Raw genomic sequence first — 16,290 nt, 5'->3', positions numbered from 1 at the left:
GCGACGCGGTGGCACGTCCCGGTCACCCGTCTGTCAGTGCGTGTGGGACGGTGCCGGAATCGCGTCGGGGTGCGCGAGCAGCCACTCGACGCGCTCGCGGCTGACGTCGTCGGCCGGGGTGTAGACGTTGATGTAGGTCTCCGGTGTGGCGGTGACGGCGAGCGTGGTGCACCGGTACACCACCTGGCCGACCGCCGGGTTGGCGTACACCCGGAACTCCCTGGTCACCGGTAGGGCCACGTCCTGGGCGGCCCACAGCACGGCGAACTCCGGGCTCGCCGCCGACAGCCGGCGGACCAGGTCCGTCCAGGCGGGTTCCTTCAGGTGCCGCGCGTACGCGGCGCGGAACGTCGCCACCAGCGCCGGCAGTTCGGATTCCCTGTTCTCCATCGTGTTGCAGCAGGGCGGGACGAGGAACACCTCGCAGAGCAGGTTGAGTTCGCCCCGTTCGATGAAGCGCGGCCACATCAGCTGGTACGGGCGGTTCCAAGCCAGCACGTCGTAACGGGTGTTGAACACGACGGCGGGTACCGGGATGCTGTCGAGGATCTGCTGGATCTCCGGTTCCAGGATCTGGTCGCCATCGGCCGGCGCGATCTCGGGCACACCGGCCAGCCGGTGCAGGTGGCCGCGCTCGGTGGCGTCCAGCCGGAGGGTGCGGGCCACCGAGTCCAGCACCTGCACGCTCACATTGATCGGCCGGCCCTGCTCCAGCCACGTGTACCAGGTGATACCGACCCCGGCGAGCTGGGCGACCTCCTCGCGGCGCAGGCCAGGGGTGCGCCGCCGTATCCCCGGTGGCATGCCGACGTCCGCCGGGGTGATGCGCTCCCGCCGGCTGCGCAGGAACGCCGCCAGCTCGGTCCGCCGGCCAGAGGCTTCTCCGGTCGGCGCGGAGTCCTCGGTCATCGTCATCCCTCCACCGTCGTGGCCCCTCTGCCCAGTTGCCAGGTGCTGTCAGTACCGGTATCTGCAGGATCTCCCCACCCGTATGCGCACGGGCGCACGCTCTCGCCATGACGACCTTGCGAATCTCTCCGTCCACGGAGACCACCCCGGTGCGCGTCCGGCACGGCTGGATGCTGGCGGTGCTGCTGACCGGCGAGTTCATGGCCCTGCTCGACCAGTCCATCGTCAACGTGGCCGCGCCCACGATCCGTTCCGGATTACACGCCTCGGGCGGCGCGCTCCAACTGATCATCTCCTGCTACACGGTCGCGAACGCGGTGCTGCTGGTCACGGGGGCGCGACTGGGCGACCGGTTCGGCCCGGCACGGACGTACAAGGCGGGCCTCCTGCTGTTCACCATCGCGTCGCTGGGCTGCGGACTGGCCCCGGACTCCGCCTCGCTGTCGGTCCTGCGGTTCGGGCAGGGTGCCGCTTCGGCGTCGCTCGTGCCGCAGATCCTCGGCATCGTCCAGCGCGAGTTCGCGGGTGCGGCCCGGGCCAGGGCGTTGAGTGCTTACGCAGCCTGCCTTACCGGCGGCGCGGTGACCGGTCAGGTGCTCGGCGGCGTGCTGGTGAGCGCGAACCTGTTCGGCATGACCTGGCGTCCGGTCTTCCTGCTCAACGTGCCCGTGGGGATCGTCGCACTGGCGGCCGGCCGCTTCCTGCTGCCCCGCGACGCCCGGACCGGCACGGGCCGCAGGCTCGACCTGCCGGGAGTGGCGGCGCTGACCGCCACCCTGTTGCTGCTCGTGGTCCCGCTGGTGCTCGGCCGGGACGCGCACTGGCCGCTGTGGTGTTGGTGCGCCCTGGTCGGCAGTGTCGTCCTGTTCGCCGTCTTCGTGGCGGTCGAGCGGCGCGCCGCGGCGCCCGTCACGTCGCGGCGATGCTGCGGGCACCCGGTGTCGTCCCGGCGGCACTCACCCTGTTCTGCGCCATGGCTCCCTGGGGCGCGTTCATGTTCATCGCGTCCGTGCACCTGCAGACCGGGCTGGGAATGAGCGTGCAGCGCGCGGGACTTGAGTTCCTGGTGCCGTTCATCGGCACCGGAATCATGAGTCTGACGTGGCACCGGCTGCCGGCCCGGCTGCACCCGTGGCTGACCGCCGTCGGCTGTTCCCTCACTGCCGTGGCTTATCTTGTCCTCGCGCTGAGCGGCCGTGGCCCGGTGTTCGCGATGGCGATGGCGGTCCTCGGCGTCGGGCTGGGCAGCGCGTTCAGTCCGCTGATGGCGGCGGCGCTGCACCGGGTGCCGCAGGAACTCGCCGCCGACGCGAGCGGATTCCTGCAGACCGTGCTGCAGCTCGGTCTGGTGGTCGGTGTGGCCGGATTCGGCAGCCTGTACCTCAGCCTGCTGCCGGCCGAGGGTGCGGTGGGTGCCATGCGCGTCACGGGCCTGGCTCTCGCGGCCACCTCCGCCGTCGCCGGCTGGTGCGGAGCGCGACTGGCCCGCACCAGCCGGTGAAACGGCGTCGGCGGGTTCGTCATACCGGGGGCCACGCCGCGACGCTGTCGTGTTTCTTACGGGTTCTGGCCGGGCCGAGGCGGGGAGCGGGGCACGCGGACCTTCTCCAGCGCCGGCACGAACTGCGTGCCGTCCGCCCGTTGTCCTGCGGCGACGACCACGGACAGCGGGCGGCGGCCGTCGGCACGTGCTCGTTCCTGAGGCGGGATTCAGCCCCGGCAGACGCCGCGTGCGTAGTCGTACGTGGCCGTCGCCTGCGAGTACCGCCACTGCGGCGCGAGCAGCTCCGCCTCGAGCCGGGTCGCGGCGGCGGGGCTCTCCACCACGTAGCCGAAGTCCTGGAGCCAGGACGGGTAGAGGTTCTTCGAGCCGATGTAGAAGGCCGCGTCGTCGACCGAGACCAGCTTGTGGTGCTGGGCGTAGGGGTGGCCGTCGGCCCACTTGGCGCTGTCCGAGCTGCGGAAGGCGGCCAGTTGGAGGGTGGAGCACATCGTCGTGCGGGCGGTGCCCTTGTCGCCGGTGAGCAGGGCGAGGCGGGCGCGCAGGGTGTCGCTGATCTCCGAGAGGGACTTGATCTGTGAATAGCCTCCGCTGCCGACCGCACCCCGGTTGGCGGGGTCGCTGACCACGATGCGTACCTTCACGCCCGCGGCCATCTTCGCGGCGAGGGCGTCGTAGAGCCTGATGTCGTAGCGCGGCAGCGGCGGGCAGGTGGCGTTGAGGTCCTGCTGGGAGATCTCGATGTGGTCGCGGGCGCTTGCGACGAGGGCGCGCAGGGCGCTCTCCTCGGGGTTGACGGTGTCGTAGTCGCGGTCGGCGTTGGTGTTGTCGTGCAGCCCGACGACGCACCTGGTGTCCGCTGCGGTGGGCGGGGTCGGGCTGAACTTCGACGCCGGGTCGCTGCTCTTGATACCGACGCCGAGGCCGCCGACGGCGATCGCGGGGACGTCGCCGCTGGGGCTCGGGGTGCCGGCGTCCCCGGCCAGCGACGGCATGCAGCCCGCACCGGTCGACGAGGCGAACCAGACGCCGGCGATGTTCGACGTGTGCTCGCACGTCCAGGACCACAGTGTGTCCAGGTATTTGCCGGCGGAATTCGCGGCGGGGCCGGTCAGTGCGAGATCGACGTCCGTCACCGGGTGGGCCGTGTCGAGGTAGTCGTGCTTCCAGCCGTTGACGCCGCCGGTGACGACCGACTGGTTGTCGACGACGAGCAGCTTGGAGTGGTTCCAGGAGAACGCGGTTTTCGAGGTGGTCATCGATGCCACGTTCAGCGTGATGTTCCCGGCCGCCTTGCCCAGCTTCGCGGTCAGTTCGTCGCGGTACTTCGACGGCATCACGTTGAGGTGGTAGATCGGCGCGGCGCCGACGAGGATGCGGACCTTCAGCTTGTTGCCCGCGGCGGCCGATGCCCGCAGGCCGTCGACGATCGCGTCCTGAAAGGCCCCGTCGGGGAACGGGGCGAGGGTGGATATGTCGACAGTGTGCGTGGCCTTGGAGATGTTCTCGGTCATCTTGGCGAGCAGCCGCCTGGTGCCGGGCCGGTCGGCGCACGTGTCGTCGCCCCAGCAGCCGGGGGTCTGGAGCAGCCAGTCCGAGGAGTCGACTGTCGAGGAGTCCAACCGGTTGCCCGCGGTGCGCTCCCAGACACTGCCTTCGAGACCGGGCGAGACCTCGCGTAACGCCTGCTCCACCGCGTCGAGGTGCGGGGTGGCCGAGGGACCGGGGGAGTCCGCGAGGGCCGGAGCGGCGGGCAGTCCCGCGAGGACCAGGGAACAGGCGACGACGCGGCCCGTGAGACGGAACCGGCGGTGAGGCTGACGGCGGTGAGCCACGTTCTTCTCACATTCTGGCAGGCGCCGAGGGGCGCACCCTCAAGATCAACTTTCGGAGACTACCAACGACGTGAAGACCACCGGACCGCTCGGCGGCACCGTTGGCCGAGAACCGCCTCCTGCCCCCGGCGGCGTCGGTGAGCCCCGTCGGCCGCACCGCGGGGCTCGTAGCCCCGGCGGACCTCGACGGGCTGCGGCGGAAGTTCACGAGGCTGGAGCAGATGCTGCGGAACCGCCGGATCAGACCATCGGCGCCACACGTCGGCTGCTGGACGACACCGGCACTACTGTCGGTCTCCCCGCCGTCCGGTTCGCCGAGCCGGACCACCCGGTGGCGTTCGCAGATTTCGCGATGGAGCGCAATCCGCAGACCAGCACCCAAGGCATCTGTGCCTCGGCGGACGTGGACTTCGTCGACCCGGACGTGTACGTCGCGCACGCCGGGCCGATGTGGCCCGACCCGGCATCCGTGACCGCGCGGCGCAGGACCCGATGGCGCGAACACCCGCGGTCCCTGCTGGCCGAACTGTTGCTCATTCAGCCCCCCTTGGAGGAGAAGCCATGGGTCTGGGCGTCATCGCAGCAGCGTTCGCTGCCACTGCGGCCGCCGTTCTCCCGACGGCCGGCACGGCTCAGGCCGTCGTCCGGTACGTGGGTGAGGTGGAGCGGCAGTACGACTCCTGCAGGGGGCAGGCCATCGCCCACCGGGAGTGGGCAGGGACCTGGCAGCAGTCCCACAGCGGCACGACGAGTGTGGCGGTGTACCTCCAGGCGTCGAACCTCACGCACAGCACTGTGCCGAACGGGCGCGACACGCAGAAGGACGTCACCGCCAGGGGCGACATCCATGCGACCAGCCCGGATCAGTGGGCGGCGCACGCGGTGGTCTCCTACGGGTTGTACTGCGGCACCTTCGGCACCATGCACGACTACAGCAACGGCGGGACCGTCAGCGGACCGCACCCGACCCACTGCTGATCACACGCGCACCCCGGCCGGCACTTCGACGAGGCGAGTCTGGCGGCCTTGGGGATGGCCATCGCCTCGGCCAACGCATGGAACCGCGTCAACGTCACCGCCCAAGGCGGCCGGCTCCTCCCGCCCGAGCCCGGTGCGGACTCGGCTTGATCAACTCGGCTCACGTGCCCCGCAGGCCGGCAACACGTCGACCTGCAAGGTCCGTTGACCGCCTGAGCCGGCCCTGGCGCGGCCGTCGAGCTCCACTCCTGCACGAAGTCCCGTGGTCGCACCGGATGACCAGGGCAGTGGACTATGGTGTGGGGATGACTACCGGGACGGCATCGCGCCACACACGGATTGGTGACCCGGTGCTCTTCTGAGCGCCGTACGGGCCAGTGCGGGCCCGCTGTTCGATCGGGGATCCTGCGCCGCTGCGCGGGCTCCGCCGCCGTCGTGTTGATCACAGGCTCGACACATCAACCACGACAGGAGAACGCATGCCCACCAAGACGTTGCAGATTCCCACCGCGGACGGCCAGGCCGACGCGTTCGCCGCCTTCCCCGACCACGGCGGGCAGCACCCGGGGGTGCTGATGTACGCGGACGGCTTCGGCATCCGGCCCGTGCTGCGGGAGATGGCCCGCGAACTGGCCGGGCACGGGTACTACGTGCTCGTCCCCAACCTCTTCTACCGGCACGGCCCGACACCGGTGGTCGAGCTTCCCGAGCACATCGGAGAAGAGGCCCGGCCCGCGATCTTCGCCCGGCTGATGCCCTTGATCGAGGCGCACACCGCCGAACGTGTTCTGAGCGACGCCGACGCCTACGTCAGGTTCCTCACCGCCCAGCCCGAGGTCGGGGCCGGTCCGGTCGCGGTGACCGGCTACTGCATAGGCGGCCTCTTCGCGATGCGCACCGCCGCGGCTCACCCTGGCCAGGTGGCAGCCGTCGCCGCATTCCACGGCCCGGTGGGCGCCGACGGGCCCGACCTCTTCTCCACGCTCACCGCCCAGGTCCACCTCGGCCACGCCGAAGGCGACATGACGCCCGAGGCCCTCGGCGAGCTCAACCAGGCTCTGGACGCCGCAGGTGTCAGCTACACCTCCGAGATCTACCCCGGCACGATCCACGGTTTTACGATGTCCGACACCGACGCTTTCAACGCCTCCGGGCTGAAGCGCCACTGGGACCGTCTACTGCCTCTCCTGGACCGCACCCTGGGCGACAGCTGAGGCTCCGACCCGGAACCAGACCACGACGTACACGGCTCCGCGCCCGCAGTCGCGCTGGGCCGTTAGCCTGTCGGTATGCCTGAGCGTGTTGTGCCGGGTCGCACGGGCGGCCTGATTCCTTTGGGCGTTGCGGACGCTTTGTGGGCCGGTTTGACGACGGACAGCGCTGTGCCGACGGCCTCTGCGGCGCTCACCCGCTCTCCCGCTGACGCCCGCGCGGGGTACGTCGTGCTCGGCGGCCGTGTGGTGGCGACGGTGAAGGCAAGCGACGGTCAGTGGAGTGTCGCGGAGGTCGAGGTGCGCCGGGCGGCGGCGGAACTGAACGCGGTGGAGATGGACCGCCAGGACCTGGTCCGCATCGGTCCGTTCCGTGGCGCCCCGAAGAAGGAGTGCGACGAGGGAACGTTGACGCGCTGGCGCCAGCGCGTCAGCCGCGAACTCATCACCCGCGAACTCATCACCCGCGAACTCATCACCCGCGAACCGCAGGAGCCGGGCGGCCCCGGGCGGGCAGCACGACGTGACGGCGGCCGGGCGTCCCACCTGGCGGGGATCGACTGGCAGCGGATACTCGTGGAGCGAGCGCGCGACCGGACGGCGCGGACATGGTGGCTGCCGCGCGCCGTGGTCAGGCTGCTGGACGCGGCCGAACACACCGAAACGCAGTGGCTGCACGCCGCACGCACCCGCCAGGGAAACACCGCCGTCCCCGACCCGCCCCACCGGCAGGCCCGAGCCGCCGACAGCCGGCGGACGACGGGCCCCGACGGCTCAACAGCCCCGCCGCGCCCGTACAACGGGGAAATGGACGGCCAGCTGTACTCGGTACTCAGCAGGAAACCGGGCACCTCCCGCAAGGTGGCCGGGTGGACTTGCGCCGTGTGCCGCACCGCACCCGCGGCCGTACTCGACCACTGCCACGAACACGGCTACGTCCGCGCCCCCGTCTGCCAGTCCTGCAACACGCAAGAACGACCCGACCACCTGTACAGCAACGACATCCGTGTGGCCAACCACTACACACGCCTCTTCGACACCCACGCCGCCGACTGGCTCCGCCACTGGCACCGCTGCCCCGGCTGCCGCGCCCGCACCACCCTGCCCCTGCCGCACCTCGCCGCATGGACCGCCCACATAGCCTGCCGATCACTGCGCCCGACCCACCGCGCCCCCCGCGGGCGCACGCCCTGCGGTGTCCTGCGCGTGTCCTGGACGGGCAGTCAGAACGCGCCCCGTTCCTGCCTGCTCACCGTCGCCGTCGACTGCTGCCCCTCCGGCGAGCACCGTGTCCTGGCGCAAGTCCCCTACCGCGAAGCCGCCAGGCAGTTCGGCGCCTGGCTGGCCGAGACCGCCCCCGCCGTGGCCGCCGCGGCCGGACCCGACCGCCTGGACGGCCTCCCCACCCGGTTCCGGCCAGTCATCGCGGACACCAACGGCGAGGGCCTGGCGCTGTTCTGAGCGAACGGCAACAGATCCGACACCGACGTCAACTCACGCCTCCACGTCCCCACCGCGCCGGTTCGCAGCACACCCGGACACCGCTGAACCGTCGTCATGTGCGGTCGCGCAGGAAGGCAGGGATCTCGTCGCGGGTCGGGTAGTTCGGCAGGGGTGCCGGCCTGTTCTGAAGGAAGGCGGTGATGACGGCGGCGGCTCGGTCGTTGTTGTCGTCCAGGCCGTTCCACATGTGGTGTCCGACTCCGGGCATGTACTGCGTGCGCTGGATGGCGGGGTCATCGGCAAGGACGGTGGTCTCCCACTGACGGACCTGGGAGGAGCACTCGGCGATCATCAGCATCGCGGGGGTCCGGGAGCGCCTCAGTAGCGGTGCGAGAGAGGGCGAGTCCTTGACCGTCTGCTGGATGCGGAGGCTGGCTGCGGGGCTGAAGGAGAAGTTCTGTGCGGTGTTCTCGGCGGGGATGCGGTGCGCGTCGCGCGCGCAGTAGGCAGATGCGGTGTCGCTGCCGAGGTCGGCGGCGGTGAAGGCGTTGTCGCCTTCGGCCTGTCCGATCAGTCCGGTGTCGGGGGCGAGGAGTCCGAGTCGCATGAGGCCGAACGCCACGGCGTACCGGGGGACGTGCGTCGATCGCGGCCCGGTCGGGGCCGGCGCGAGGCCCCGTGCGGATTTTCGGCCCTTGTGCCCGGCGATGTGTGCGGTGGGACCGTCCATGGGGCCGGGCTCGGCGATGATCGCCCGGTGCAGACGCGCGGCGACGTTCGGGTCAGCCAGGGCCCGGGTGAGCACGGCCCCACCTGAGGAGAATCCGAGGATGTCGACCTTGCCCTTGTTCAGGCGGTCGACGAAGGCGGCGAGGTCGCGGACCGACCTGGAGATCGTGTACTGGTCCATGGGGAGCAGGTCGCTTCGTCCGCCGCCGGCCTGTTCGTAGGTGTAGACGTCGTAGCCCTGGCGTGCCAGGAGTTGCAGGAACCGGTGGTCGAGCACCGAGATGCCACGGACCGGTCCGCCGTTGAGGTACACGAACGGGATGGGATGCCGGGTGCCGGGGTTCGCGGGCGGGTAGTGGTACACCGCTACCCGGCTGCCTGTGGCCAGGCTCCAGTGCTGCGTGGCCACGAACGGCAGGGCGGGCGGGTATCGCCGGGCCGTCGGCACGGTCGGGATGCAGACCGACGCCGTCAATGCCGCCGCGACGACCACCGGCAGGAACGGCACGAGCCGCGCCGGCCAGGTGCGGCGCCGACTCCGCCACATCGCGAGGACAGCTCCGACTGCAAGGGTCGTCGACCATGCGGCGAGCCCCGAGCCCGCCCCGTCTGTGAGGGCGATCAGTGCGAGAAAGACGATGACCAGCGTCGTGACGGCGGCCAGGGCCAGCAGTAGGCGTCCGGTGAAGCGGACGAGACGTATCGCGGATATGGCGGACGTGGCGGACGTGGGCACGGCGGACCTCCGACAGTTTCAGAACGTTGTTTCAAAACGACGTTATCAGAGGGGGTAGGCTGCTGGCCGTGGGTAGGCCGAGAACAAACGACGAGGCCGTCAGAGAGCGGCTTGTGGAGTGCGCGACGGAGATGCTCGCCACCCGTCCGCGGGAGTCGCTCACGGTCCGCGCCGTCGCCGCTGCGGCCGAGGCGTCGACGACGGCGGTGTACTCCCTGTTCGGCGGTAAGGACGGGCTGATCGGCGCGGTGCGCGACAGAGCCGTCGCCGGCCTGTTCCAGGACCTGTCGGCGGTGCAGACCTCCGCGGACCCTCTCGCCGACCTCTACGCGCTGGCCGTCGCCTACCGTCGCTGGGGGCGAGGACACAGCCACCTGTACACGGTGCTGTTCGGTGGTGTGCAGTCCTTCGACCCGTCGGGGGAGGTCGGTGCCGGTGACCCGATCCGTCCGCTCCTCGCGGCGATCGACCGCGCCGTGACAGCGTCCGTCCTCGTCGGCGAGGCGACGTCGATCGCCCTGTCGGTCTGGGCCGCCCTCCACGGGCTGGTGACTCTCGAACTGGCCGGGGCCTTCGACGCCGCGACGGCCGAGGCCGCGTTCTGCTCGTCGATTCACGCCATGTTGCGCGGATGGACGACCCCGGCGGTGTTCCGCAGTCTTCGCCAGGCCGAACGCGCTCACTGACAGGATGCAGGGCCGGTTGTCGCAGCGTCGAAGCCGGCCTGGAATCCCTCGACCTCGCCGAGCCGGCCGTTGGCGCGGGCCTCGCGGATGCGCTCTCGGAGGTTCGGGACGGTCTCGATGAGGGGCGGCCTCTGGCGGGGATTCATCCCGAGACGTTCAGGCTGACGAGAGCGAACCGATGCGCACGATGACCGGCGCCTGCCGAATTCTCGGCGCGCACGGCGCGTTACGGATGCTGGGCCGTGCCCGCCGCAGGCTGCTCCGTCCCGCAGTACCGGCACTTACCGGCCGCGGCGGGAATGTCCTCGGAGAGGCAGGCGGGGCACGTCTTGACCGCACCGGCCTCCTCGAAGGCGGCCACACCGCGTCGGGCCTGGATCTTCTTGTACGGCACGACGATCAGGAAGTAGACGACGGCCATGAAGATGACGAAGTAGATGACCGCCGAGATGAACGACCCGATGTCGAGGAAGGTCGCCTTGTTCCCGGGCCGCCCGAGCTGCCACCCGAGTCCGAAGTTCCGACCCCCTTGTGCCCGCGCGATGATCGGGTTGATCACGTTGTCCGTGAACGACTTGATGAGGGTGCTGAACGCCAGCGCCACGATCAGCCCGACCGCCACGACGACGATGTCGCCCCGCATCAGGAAGTTCTTGAATCCCCTGAGCATCTTGTCTCTCCGCGTCGTCGCCGGTTCAACTGATCGGATCGTCGGAACGCTAACCGTCCTGCGCGGTGGACCGAGGACGCGACGCGCAGGAATTGCGGCATCCGGTCCAAACCCAAGATCTTTTGTGCGAACCCGTTCACACACCAGGGAAGAGGTGACGGTGTGTCACCCGCCACCCGCTCTTACCCGGTGCTTTGCGCGTGCCGCCCTCCGGATGCTGAGGTGGCACCGTGACCGACCACGATGAGGCGGCGCCTGTCCGACCGTCGACCCTGGCCTGGGTGGGCCGGCACCTGGAGGCCGGCGAACGGGTCGTCAGAACCGAGGCGCTGCGCGGCGGCATCACTGCCGAAATGCGGAGGCTGACCATCGGCACGCGCGACGGAGGCACCCGTGACCTGGTACTGCGGACCTTCGTCGACATGGAGCGCGCCGAGGACTGGCTGAACAGGGAGTCCGGTGCCCTGACCGTCCTCGCGGGGACCGGCGTGCCGGCTCCCGGGCTGGTCGCGGTCGATCCGACCGCCGAGCATTGCGAGCATCCATCGCTCCTGATGACCCGTCTGGCGGGCCGGACGGTCCTCGACGACGAGGGCCTGGAGACACGCATCCCCGCACTGGCCCGCCAACTCGTGGCGATCCACGCGGTGCGACCCGCCGTGCGGCCCCGGGGGTACGTGGCGTTGACGACCGCCGACACCGTCGTCGTACCGAAGGGCGCCGACGCGGCGGCATGGGCCGCGGCGATCGACGTGATCCGCCGGCCTGCGCCGCCCTACGAGGGGCGATTCCTGCACCGGGACTTCCAACCCGGCAACGTGCTGTTCGACGTGCCGCCCGCAAGACCGGCAGAGGCCCGGATCACCGGTGTCGTCGACTGGGCACAGACCTCCTGGGGCCCGGCGGATCTCGATGTGGCGCACTGCTCGACCAATCTCGCGCTGCTGCACGGCCCGGCGTGGGGTCTGCGGTTCGCCGAGGCGTATGAGGAGGCCGGCGGGGTACTGGCCGCGGCCGCGAGCGAGCGGCTGTACTGGCAGGTGCGGGACGGGCTGGCGTTCTCGGAAGAGGTGCAGGCGGTGTCGCAGCCATGGCGGGAGGCCGGGAGGACCGAGCTGACGACGCGAGCCGTGGAGGAGCGGCTGGATGCCTACGTCACGGCCCTGATGGACACGCTGGGCTGAGAAGCGGTATCTCGACCGACAACCGACAACCGACGACCGACAACCGGCAACCGACCACGGAACGTGCGGCAGCTCGGGGATGCGCATCGGGCTGGGCGGTGCCGGCAGGCCCGGGTGGTCGTCGGAGGTCGGTGCGCGCATGATCCGCCGACCGCGTATGAACCCGGCTCCACTCGTCAGGCCCCTTGGAATCGATCATCCCGGGAACCGCGAGGCGCTCTACCGGCGGACCGCCGAGATCAGTCCGCCGGGCCGCTCCTCGCGCTGCGGCGGGGTGCTGATCGGGCGGCCGTAGGCGGCGGCGCGGTCGCGCAGGGTGTGGCTCTCGGCCTTCCAGCCGTGCCCGGCCAGCCAGCCCACCGGGTCGTCGGGCATCTCCGAGACCCACATGGACGCCGCCGATCCCGGCACGGCGTCCGCGGCGAAGCGCTCGATCACGCCGCGCGAGCCCAGCGTCAGCCCCATCCGACTGCCTGCCGCCGACTGCGCGCTGATCCGGGCCAGCAGCAGTTCCACCGCGTCCTCGGGCAGATAGATCAGGAGTCCTTCGGCGATCCACACGGTCGGCACCGCCGGGTCGTGCCCTGCGGCGGCCAGCGCGGCCGGCCAGTCCTCACGCAGGTCCACCGCGACGGTGATCCGTTCGCAGCGTGCGACGGCCCGCTCCTGGCGCAGCACCGAAGCCTTGAAGTCCAGTGGCGCGGGGGTGTCGACCTCGAACAGCCGGGTGCCCTCGGGCCAGTCCATCCGGAAGGCCCGGCTGTCCATGCCGGCGCCGAGCAGCACGACCTGCCGGACCCCGGACGCGCAGGCCTGCTGCAGCAGGTCGTCGAGGAACTTCGTCCTGATGACGATGGAGAACGCCACGCCCAGCCGGCGGCGGCGCGCGGCCTCGTCATCGGGCAGCGGCGGCGAGGAGGGCCACAGGCCGCCGGCGGTGGCGAAGGCCTGTGCCAGCGGGTCGCGGAACAGCGCGTCCTCCCGCTCGGTCTCCAGCGCCCGCACCCTGGCCACCCCCACCGCCGTGGCCCACACTCCCGACGGCTGCACCTGCTCCTGCTCATCAGTCACCGCGCCAGCCTAGATGATCGATTCCAAGGGGGGCTGATGAGTGGAGCCGGGTTCCTGCGCGGCCGGCCGGTCATGCGCGCGCTGACCGCCTACGGCCCACCGAGCCCCTTGGAATCGATCACCGAGCGGAGGCAGTCCGGGACGAACCACGAGCCGGAACTCCGGCACATGACAGGACCGCCGCACCCGAGCGGTGCGGCGGTCCACCGTGTGTCAGCACCCTTTGTGCCAGGGCCCGCGGGCAGTGGTCGTGCCGGCTGTCCGCGGCCGGGCCGGCGGATCAGCGGACGTGGACCGTCACCACGTCGGAGGCGTGCAGGCGCACGGGGTGCCGGTCGTGCGCGCTGGTCAGGCCGTACAGCACCGCGCGGAATTCCAGGTCGCCGCGGCGTGCGGCCGTGCCGTGCGCGGTGACCCGCGCGTCGGCCTCGACCGGGGCGCCGCAGTTCTCCTGGTGCCACCCCTCGCCGTAGCCCTTCTCCTGCAGGCACAGCCGATGCAGGTAGCCAGCGGTGTCGTCGTCGCCGTGCGCCGTGACCGTGATGGTCTTTCCGACGTGCGCCGTGTGGGGCGCCGTGATCTCCACGTCGCCCTTGGCGAACGCCGGCACCGCGGCCAGCGTCACAGCGGCCACCCCGAGTGCGCCGATAACGGCCAGCCGGCCGCCGCGCGCCTTCAACCCGGTCTTCTTCGTCCTGGTCATGGACTTCCCTCCCGCGGCTCTCCCGCACATGGTGAGACCCGCCCCCTTTCGCGACGGCGCCTGGTTGCGCCCTCGCCGATCATTCAGATGAGCCGCCCTTGCCGCCCGTTCCGCCCCTTCCGGTGCCGTTACGTACCCATGACAAAACGCCTCATCCGGGCCTGAATCCCGTCAGTGGCCCCCGAGTTGCCTCAGACGAGCGCGCCGCCCCTCGGCTCCGGCCCGCAACCGGCGTGCGCCGGCCCGCAACCGGTACGGCTGTCCCGCAACCGGCACGCGACGGCCCGGGGCTGACCGTGCCTCACCTCGCGCACCCGCGCGACTTTGCCGACCCTTTACAACCTGTGCCGATCCTGTCTCGTCTCTCCGCTCGATCCATCACGCAGCCCGCCCGCCCGGCCCCCATCCGCCGGGCCGGCCGACGAAAGAGAGCGATTCATGCGCCGAACAGTCCTCAGTGCCACGGCAGCAGCGTGCGTCGCCGTGCTGGCGAGCACGGTGCCCGCGTTCGCCCATGGGGCGAGCGCGTCCGCGACCCCCCGTCCCTCCGCCCCCGCTGCCACCCCTGCCCCCTCTGCCACCACCGCCCCGTCGGCCCGGCCGAGCGCGCCGGCCGGCGACGAGCCGAGCGCGGTCCCCACCCGGGAGCCGAGCCGGGCGGCCACCCCCGTGCCGAGCGTGGCGCCGAGCGAGGGCCGCGGCCAGGTCGGCGTCGTACCGAGCGGCGCGCCCGACACCGGCGTGACCACCGGCTCCACCGGCTCCGGCTCGGACGGCATGCTCATCGGCGGCGGTACCGCCGGCGCCCTCGCGGTGGGCGGCGCGGCCGTCTTCCTCGTGCGCCGCCGACGGGCGACCGGGGCATGACCCACCTCTCCAGGCGCGCGTTCGTCACCGCGGCGCTGGCCTCGCTGCTCGTGAGCTGTGCCGGGCACGGCGGCGGGGCGTCGGCCACCCGCCCCGGCGGCACGCACGTGTCCGCCCGGTCCTCCGCGGACCCGGCGAACGCGCCGTCCACGCTGGGCCGTTCGGTCCCGGCGCGGCTGCGGATCCCCGAGATCGGCGTCGACACCCCGGTCATGCGACTCGGGCTGGCGCAGGACGGCAGCGTGCAGGTGCCCCCGATCACCGCGCACGACCGGGCGGGCTGGTACCAGCACTCCCCGACGCCGGGCCAGACGGGTCCGTCGGTGATCCTCGGCCATGTCACGGTCGGCGCCTACGGGGACGGTGTCTTCCGCCACCTCGACCGGCTGCGCCGGGGCGACGGGATCACGGTGCGTCTGGAGAACGGCGGATCGGCCGAGTTCACCGTCACCTCCGTACGGACCGTCGCCAAGGCCGACTTTCCGACGAAGGCGGTCTACGGCGACGTCGACCGGCCCGAGCTACGGCTCATCACGTGCGGCGGACCCCGCACCGGCGACGGCTATCTCGACAACGTGATCGTCTTCGCCGCGCTGAGCACCACGCACCACTGACCGGCCACCGTCCGCCCGCTCCCGGGCCGATGGAACGTACGCCGTCGGCCCGGGGTCTTTACCACGGGCGCCCCGCGCCCCGGGCGCGACGAGGGCCCACACCCCCTATGGAGAGCGTTGAAACGGTCCCGCGAGAAGGCGGCAGCAGAGCTGTTCGCCGCTCTCTACCCGCGCCTGGCCGGCTGGTGCCGCCGTCTGGTCGACGACGACGAGACCGCCCACGAGATCGCCTCGGAGGCGTTCACCCGCCTCTGGGCCCGCTGGACGTCCGTGTCGGAGCCCCGGGGCTTCCTCTACGTCACGGCCGCCAACATCGTCCGGGACCACTGGCGCCGCCTGGAGCGCGAGCGCAGGGCCATGCGCCGCGCCACCGTCGAGGAGTCCGTCCGCCCGCCCACCGAGCAGACCGACCCCTCGGTCCGCCTGCTCGTCCAGGCGCTCCCCGAACGACTGCGCATACCGACCCTCCTGCACTACTACGCTGACATGCCGATCCGGGAGGTGGCCGTGCTGACCGGGCGCAAGGAAGGAACCGTCAAGGCCGACCTGCACGCGGCCCGCGAACTGCTCCGCGCCCACCTGAGGAGAAGCCTTGATCACATACAGTGACGACGGTCCGGACTTCGATCCCGACGACCCCCTCACCGTCATCATGCGGCCGCCCTCCGAGCACCTCGCCCCGCCCCCCGGCCGGTACGAGGAGATCCGCCGCGGCGCGGCCCGCCGCCGTATCCTGCGCGCGGCCGTCGGAGCCGGAGCGACCTGCACGGTCGCCGCCCTCCTCGCGCTGCCGATGCTGCGCACCGCCCACCAGGCCCCCGCCTCCCCGACGGTCCCCCTCGCTCCGCCCCCCGTGAGCAGCCCCACGCCCCCACCGACCCCGTCCGCGTCGGCTCCCGTGCGTGTCACCCCTCGCCCCAGCGTCCACCCCTCGACAGGTACGCCGGTCATTCCCACCCGCCCCCCGGCCACCGCCGCCGCACCCCCCGACGCCCTCGCGACGACCCCGACGGGACGCCGGCCCCCGGCCCCTACCCCACGCTCGCGCACAGCGGATCCGTCGACGGATCCGGCACACTCCGCGACCCCTTCCGCCGCCGCTACCCGCCCATGACCCACGCTCGGCCTCATGGAGGGCGCGTGGGTACCGGCC

17 protein-coding genes are annotated in these 16,290 nt (G+C 71.5%); 11 read left to right on the top strand and 6 right to left on the bottom strand.

The features are described from left to right. Positions 1 to 33: 33 nt before the first annotated feature. Positions 34 to 915, bottom strand: coding sequence for a helix-turn-helix transcriptional regulator (locus tag BIV23_RS32210; protein WP_245790752.1), 882 nt, complete (start codon positions 913 to 915; stop codon positions 34 to 36). 101 nt (positions 916 to 1,016) lie between these two features. On the opposite strand from BIV23_RS32210, the gene BIV23_RS32205 reads away from it, so the two are divergent. Continuing rightward, positions 1,017 to 1,946, top strand: coding sequence for an MFS transporter (locus BIV23_RS32205; RefSeq protein WP_245790751.1), 930 nt, complete (start codon positions 1,017 to 1,019; stop codon positions 1,944 to 1,946). Next, on the top strand, positions 1,904 to 2,410 hold the full coding sequence (locus BIV23_RS52440) for an MFS transporter (RefSeq protein WP_245790750.1): 507 nt from the start codon (positions 1,904 to 1,906) through the stop codon (positions 2,408 to 2,410). The genes BIV23_RS32205 and BIV23_RS52440 overlap by 43 nt, the downstream gene beginning before the upstream one ends. A 209-nt stretch (positions 2,411 to 2,619) precedes the next feature. Here the strand turns inward: BIV23_RS52440 and BIV23_RS32200 are convergent, their stop codons facing one another. Further along, positions 2,620 to 4,245, bottom strand: coding sequence for a phospholipase D-like domain-containing protein (locus BIV23_RS32200; RefSeq protein WP_071384522.1), 1,626 nt, complete (start codon positions 4,243 to 4,245; stop codon positions 2,620 to 2,622). Positions 4,246 to 4,806: 561 nt separating this feature from the next. On the opposite strand from BIV23_RS32200, the gene BIV23_RS32195 reads away from it, so the two are divergent. The 3 genes from BIV23_RS32195 (at position 4,807) to BIV23_RS32185 (ending at position 7,895) form a co-directional block, all read left to right on the top strand. After that, a complete protein-coding gene (locus BIV23_RS32195; protein ID WP_071384521.1) occupies positions 4,807 to 5,223 on the top strand; it encodes a hypothetical protein in 417 nt (138 codons plus the stop codon). 479 nt (positions 5,224 to 5,702) lie between these two features. Next, complete coding sequence (locus BIV23_RS32190; RefSeq protein ID WP_071384520.1) at positions 5,703 to 6,437, top strand: dienelactone hydrolase family protein; 735 nt, start codon at positions 5,703 to 5,705, stop codon at positions 6,435 to 6,437. Between the two features lie 75 nt (positions 6,438 to 6,512). After that, the gene (locus BIV23_RS32185; RefSeq protein WP_071384519.1) at positions 6,513 to 7,895 is read left to right on the top strand and encodes an endonuclease domain-containing protein; all 1,383 of its coding nucleotides are present in this window, start codon (positions 6,513 to 6,515) and stop codon (positions 7,893 to 7,895) included. Between the two features lie 94 nt (positions 7,896 to 7,989). Here BIV23_RS32185 and BIV23_RS32180 read toward each other — a convergent pair whose 3' ends face one another. Continuing rightward, positions 7,990 to 9,342, bottom strand: a complete 1,353-nt coding sequence (locus BIV23_RS32180) for an alpha/beta fold hydrolase (protein WP_245790749.1) — start codon at positions 9,340 to 9,342, stop codon at positions 7,990 to 7,992. A 68-nt stretch (positions 9,343 to 9,410) separates the two neighbouring features. Here BIV23_RS32180 and BIV23_RS32175 point away from each other — a divergent pair, with 68 nt between their 5' ends. After that, a complete protein-coding gene (locus tag BIV23_RS32175; RefSeq protein ID WP_071384518.1) occupies positions 9,411 to 10,028 on the top strand; it encodes a TetR/AcrR family transcriptional regulator in 618 nt (205 codons plus the stop codon). Between the two features lie 226 nt (positions 10,029 to 10,254). Here BIV23_RS32175 and BIV23_RS32170 read toward each other — a convergent pair whose 3' ends face one another. Beyond that, on the bottom strand, positions 10,255 to 10,698 hold the full coding sequence (locus tag BIV23_RS32170; RefSeq protein ID WP_071384517.1) for a large conductance mechanosensitive channel protein MscL: 444 nt from the start codon (positions 10,696 to 10,698) through the stop codon (positions 10,255 to 10,257). Between the two features lie 230 nt (positions 10,699 to 10,928). On the opposite strand from BIV23_RS32170, the gene BIV23_RS32165 reads away from it, so the two are divergent. Further along, positions 10,929 to 11,882, top strand: coding sequence for a phosphotransferase family protein (locus tag BIV23_RS32165; RefSeq protein WP_071384516.1), 954 nt, complete (start codon positions 10,929 to 10,931; stop codon positions 11,880 to 11,882). Between the two features lie 219 nt (positions 11,883 to 12,101). On the opposite strand, the gene BIV23_RS32160 is transcribed toward BIV23_RS32165, so the two are convergent. After that, complete coding sequence (locus BIV23_RS32160) at positions 12,102 to 12,953, bottom strand: class I SAM-dependent methyltransferase (RefSeq protein WP_107471329.1); 852 nt, start codon at positions 12,951 to 12,953, stop codon at positions 12,102 to 12,104. Positions 12,954 to 13,233: 280 nt separating this feature from the next. Then, entirely contained in the window at positions 13,234 to 13,656 is a 423-nt protein-coding gene (locus tag BIV23_RS32155) for a hypothetical protein (protein ID WP_071384514.1), read from the bottom strand. A gap of 438 nt (positions 13,657 to 14,094) precedes the next feature. On the opposite strand from BIV23_RS32155, the gene BIV23_RS32150 reads away from it, so the two are divergent. The 4 genes from BIV23_RS32150 (at position 14,095) to BIV23_RS47185 (ending at position 16,251) form a co-directional block, all read left to right on the top strand. Continuing rightward, positions 14,095 to 14,523 carry a Tat pathway signal sequence domain protein gene (locus tag BIV23_RS32150; RefSeq protein ID WP_071384513.1) on the top strand — a complete coding sequence of 143 codons (429 nt, stop codon included), beginning with the start codon at positions 14,095 to 14,097 and terminating at the stop codon, positions 14,521 to 14,523. Then, positions 14,520 to 15,137, top strand: a complete 618-nt coding sequence (locus tag BIV23_RS32145; RefSeq protein WP_071384512.1) for a class F sortase — start codon at positions 14,520 to 14,522, stop codon at positions 15,135 to 15,137. Before BIV23_RS32150 ends, BIV23_RS32145 begins: the two co-directional genes overlap by 4 nt. A 117-nt stretch (positions 15,138 to 15,254) precedes the next feature. Beyond that, a complete protein-coding gene (locus BIV23_RS32140) occupies positions 15,255 to 15,746 on the top strand; it encodes an RNA polymerase sigma factor (RefSeq protein ID WP_071384511.1) in 492 nt (163 codons plus the stop codon). Further along, the gene (locus BIV23_RS47185; protein ID WP_079173538.1) at positions 15,730 to 16,251 is read left to right on the top strand and encodes a hypothetical protein; all 522 of its coding nucleotides are present in this window, start codon (positions 15,730 to 15,732) and stop codon (positions 16,249 to 16,251) included. The genes BIV23_RS32140 and BIV23_RS47185 overlap by 17 nt, the downstream gene beginning before the upstream one ends. Positions 16,252 to 16,290: the final 39 nt, after the last annotated feature.

Source organism: Streptomyces monashensis (genome assembly GCF_001866665.1).
GTDB lineage: Bacteria > Actinomycetota > Actinomycetes > Streptomycetales > Streptomycetaceae > Streptomyces > Streptomyces monashensis.
The sequence above is the reverse complement of the archived record's forward strand: the minus strand, read 5'-3'. Positions and strand labels throughout refer to the sequence as shown.

Excerpts from the sequence above, each read along its gene's own strand:
- BIV23_RS32210 (WP_245790752.1), bottom strand. The coding sequence starts at position 915 with ATGACGATGACCGAGGACTCCGCGCCGACCGGAGAAGCCTCTGGCCGG.
- BIV23_RS32205 (WP_245790751.1), top strand. The coding sequence starts at position 1,017 with ATGACGACCTTGCGAATCTCTCCGTCCACGGAGACCACCCCGGTGCGC.
- BIV23_RS52440 (WP_245790750.1), top strand. The coding sequence starts at position 1,904 with ATGTTCATCGCGTCCGTGCACCTGCAGACCGGGCTGGGAATGAGCGTG.
- BIV23_RS32195 (WP_071384521.1), top strand. The coding sequence starts at position 4,807 with ATGGGTCTGGGCGTCATCGCAGCAGCGTTCGCTGCCACTGCGGCCGCC.
- BIV23_RS32190 (WP_071384520.1), top strand. The coding sequence starts at position 5,703 with ATGCCCACCAAGACGTTGCAGATTCCCACCGCGGACGGCCAGGCCGAC.
- BIV23_RS32185 (WP_071384519.1), top strand. The coding sequence starts at position 6,513 with ATGCCTGAGCGTGTTGTGCCGGGTCGCACGGGCGGCCTGATTCCTTTG.
- BIV23_RS32170 (WP_071384517.1), bottom strand. The coding sequence starts at position 10,698 with ATGCTCAGGGGATTCAAGAACTTCCTGATGCGGGGCGACATCGTCGTC.
- BIV23_RS32155 (WP_071384514.1), bottom strand. The coding sequence starts at position 13,656 with ATGACCAGGACGAAGAAGACCGGGTTGAAGGCGCGCGGCGGCCGGCTG.
- BIV23_RS32150 (WP_071384513.1), top strand. The coding sequence starts at position 14,095 with ATGCGCCGAACAGTCCTCAGTGCCACGGCAGCAGCGTGCGTCGCCGTG.
- BIV23_RS32145 (WP_071384512.1), top strand. The coding sequence starts at position 14,520 with ATGACCCACCTCTCCAGGCGCGCGTTCGTCACCGCGGCGCTGGCCTCG.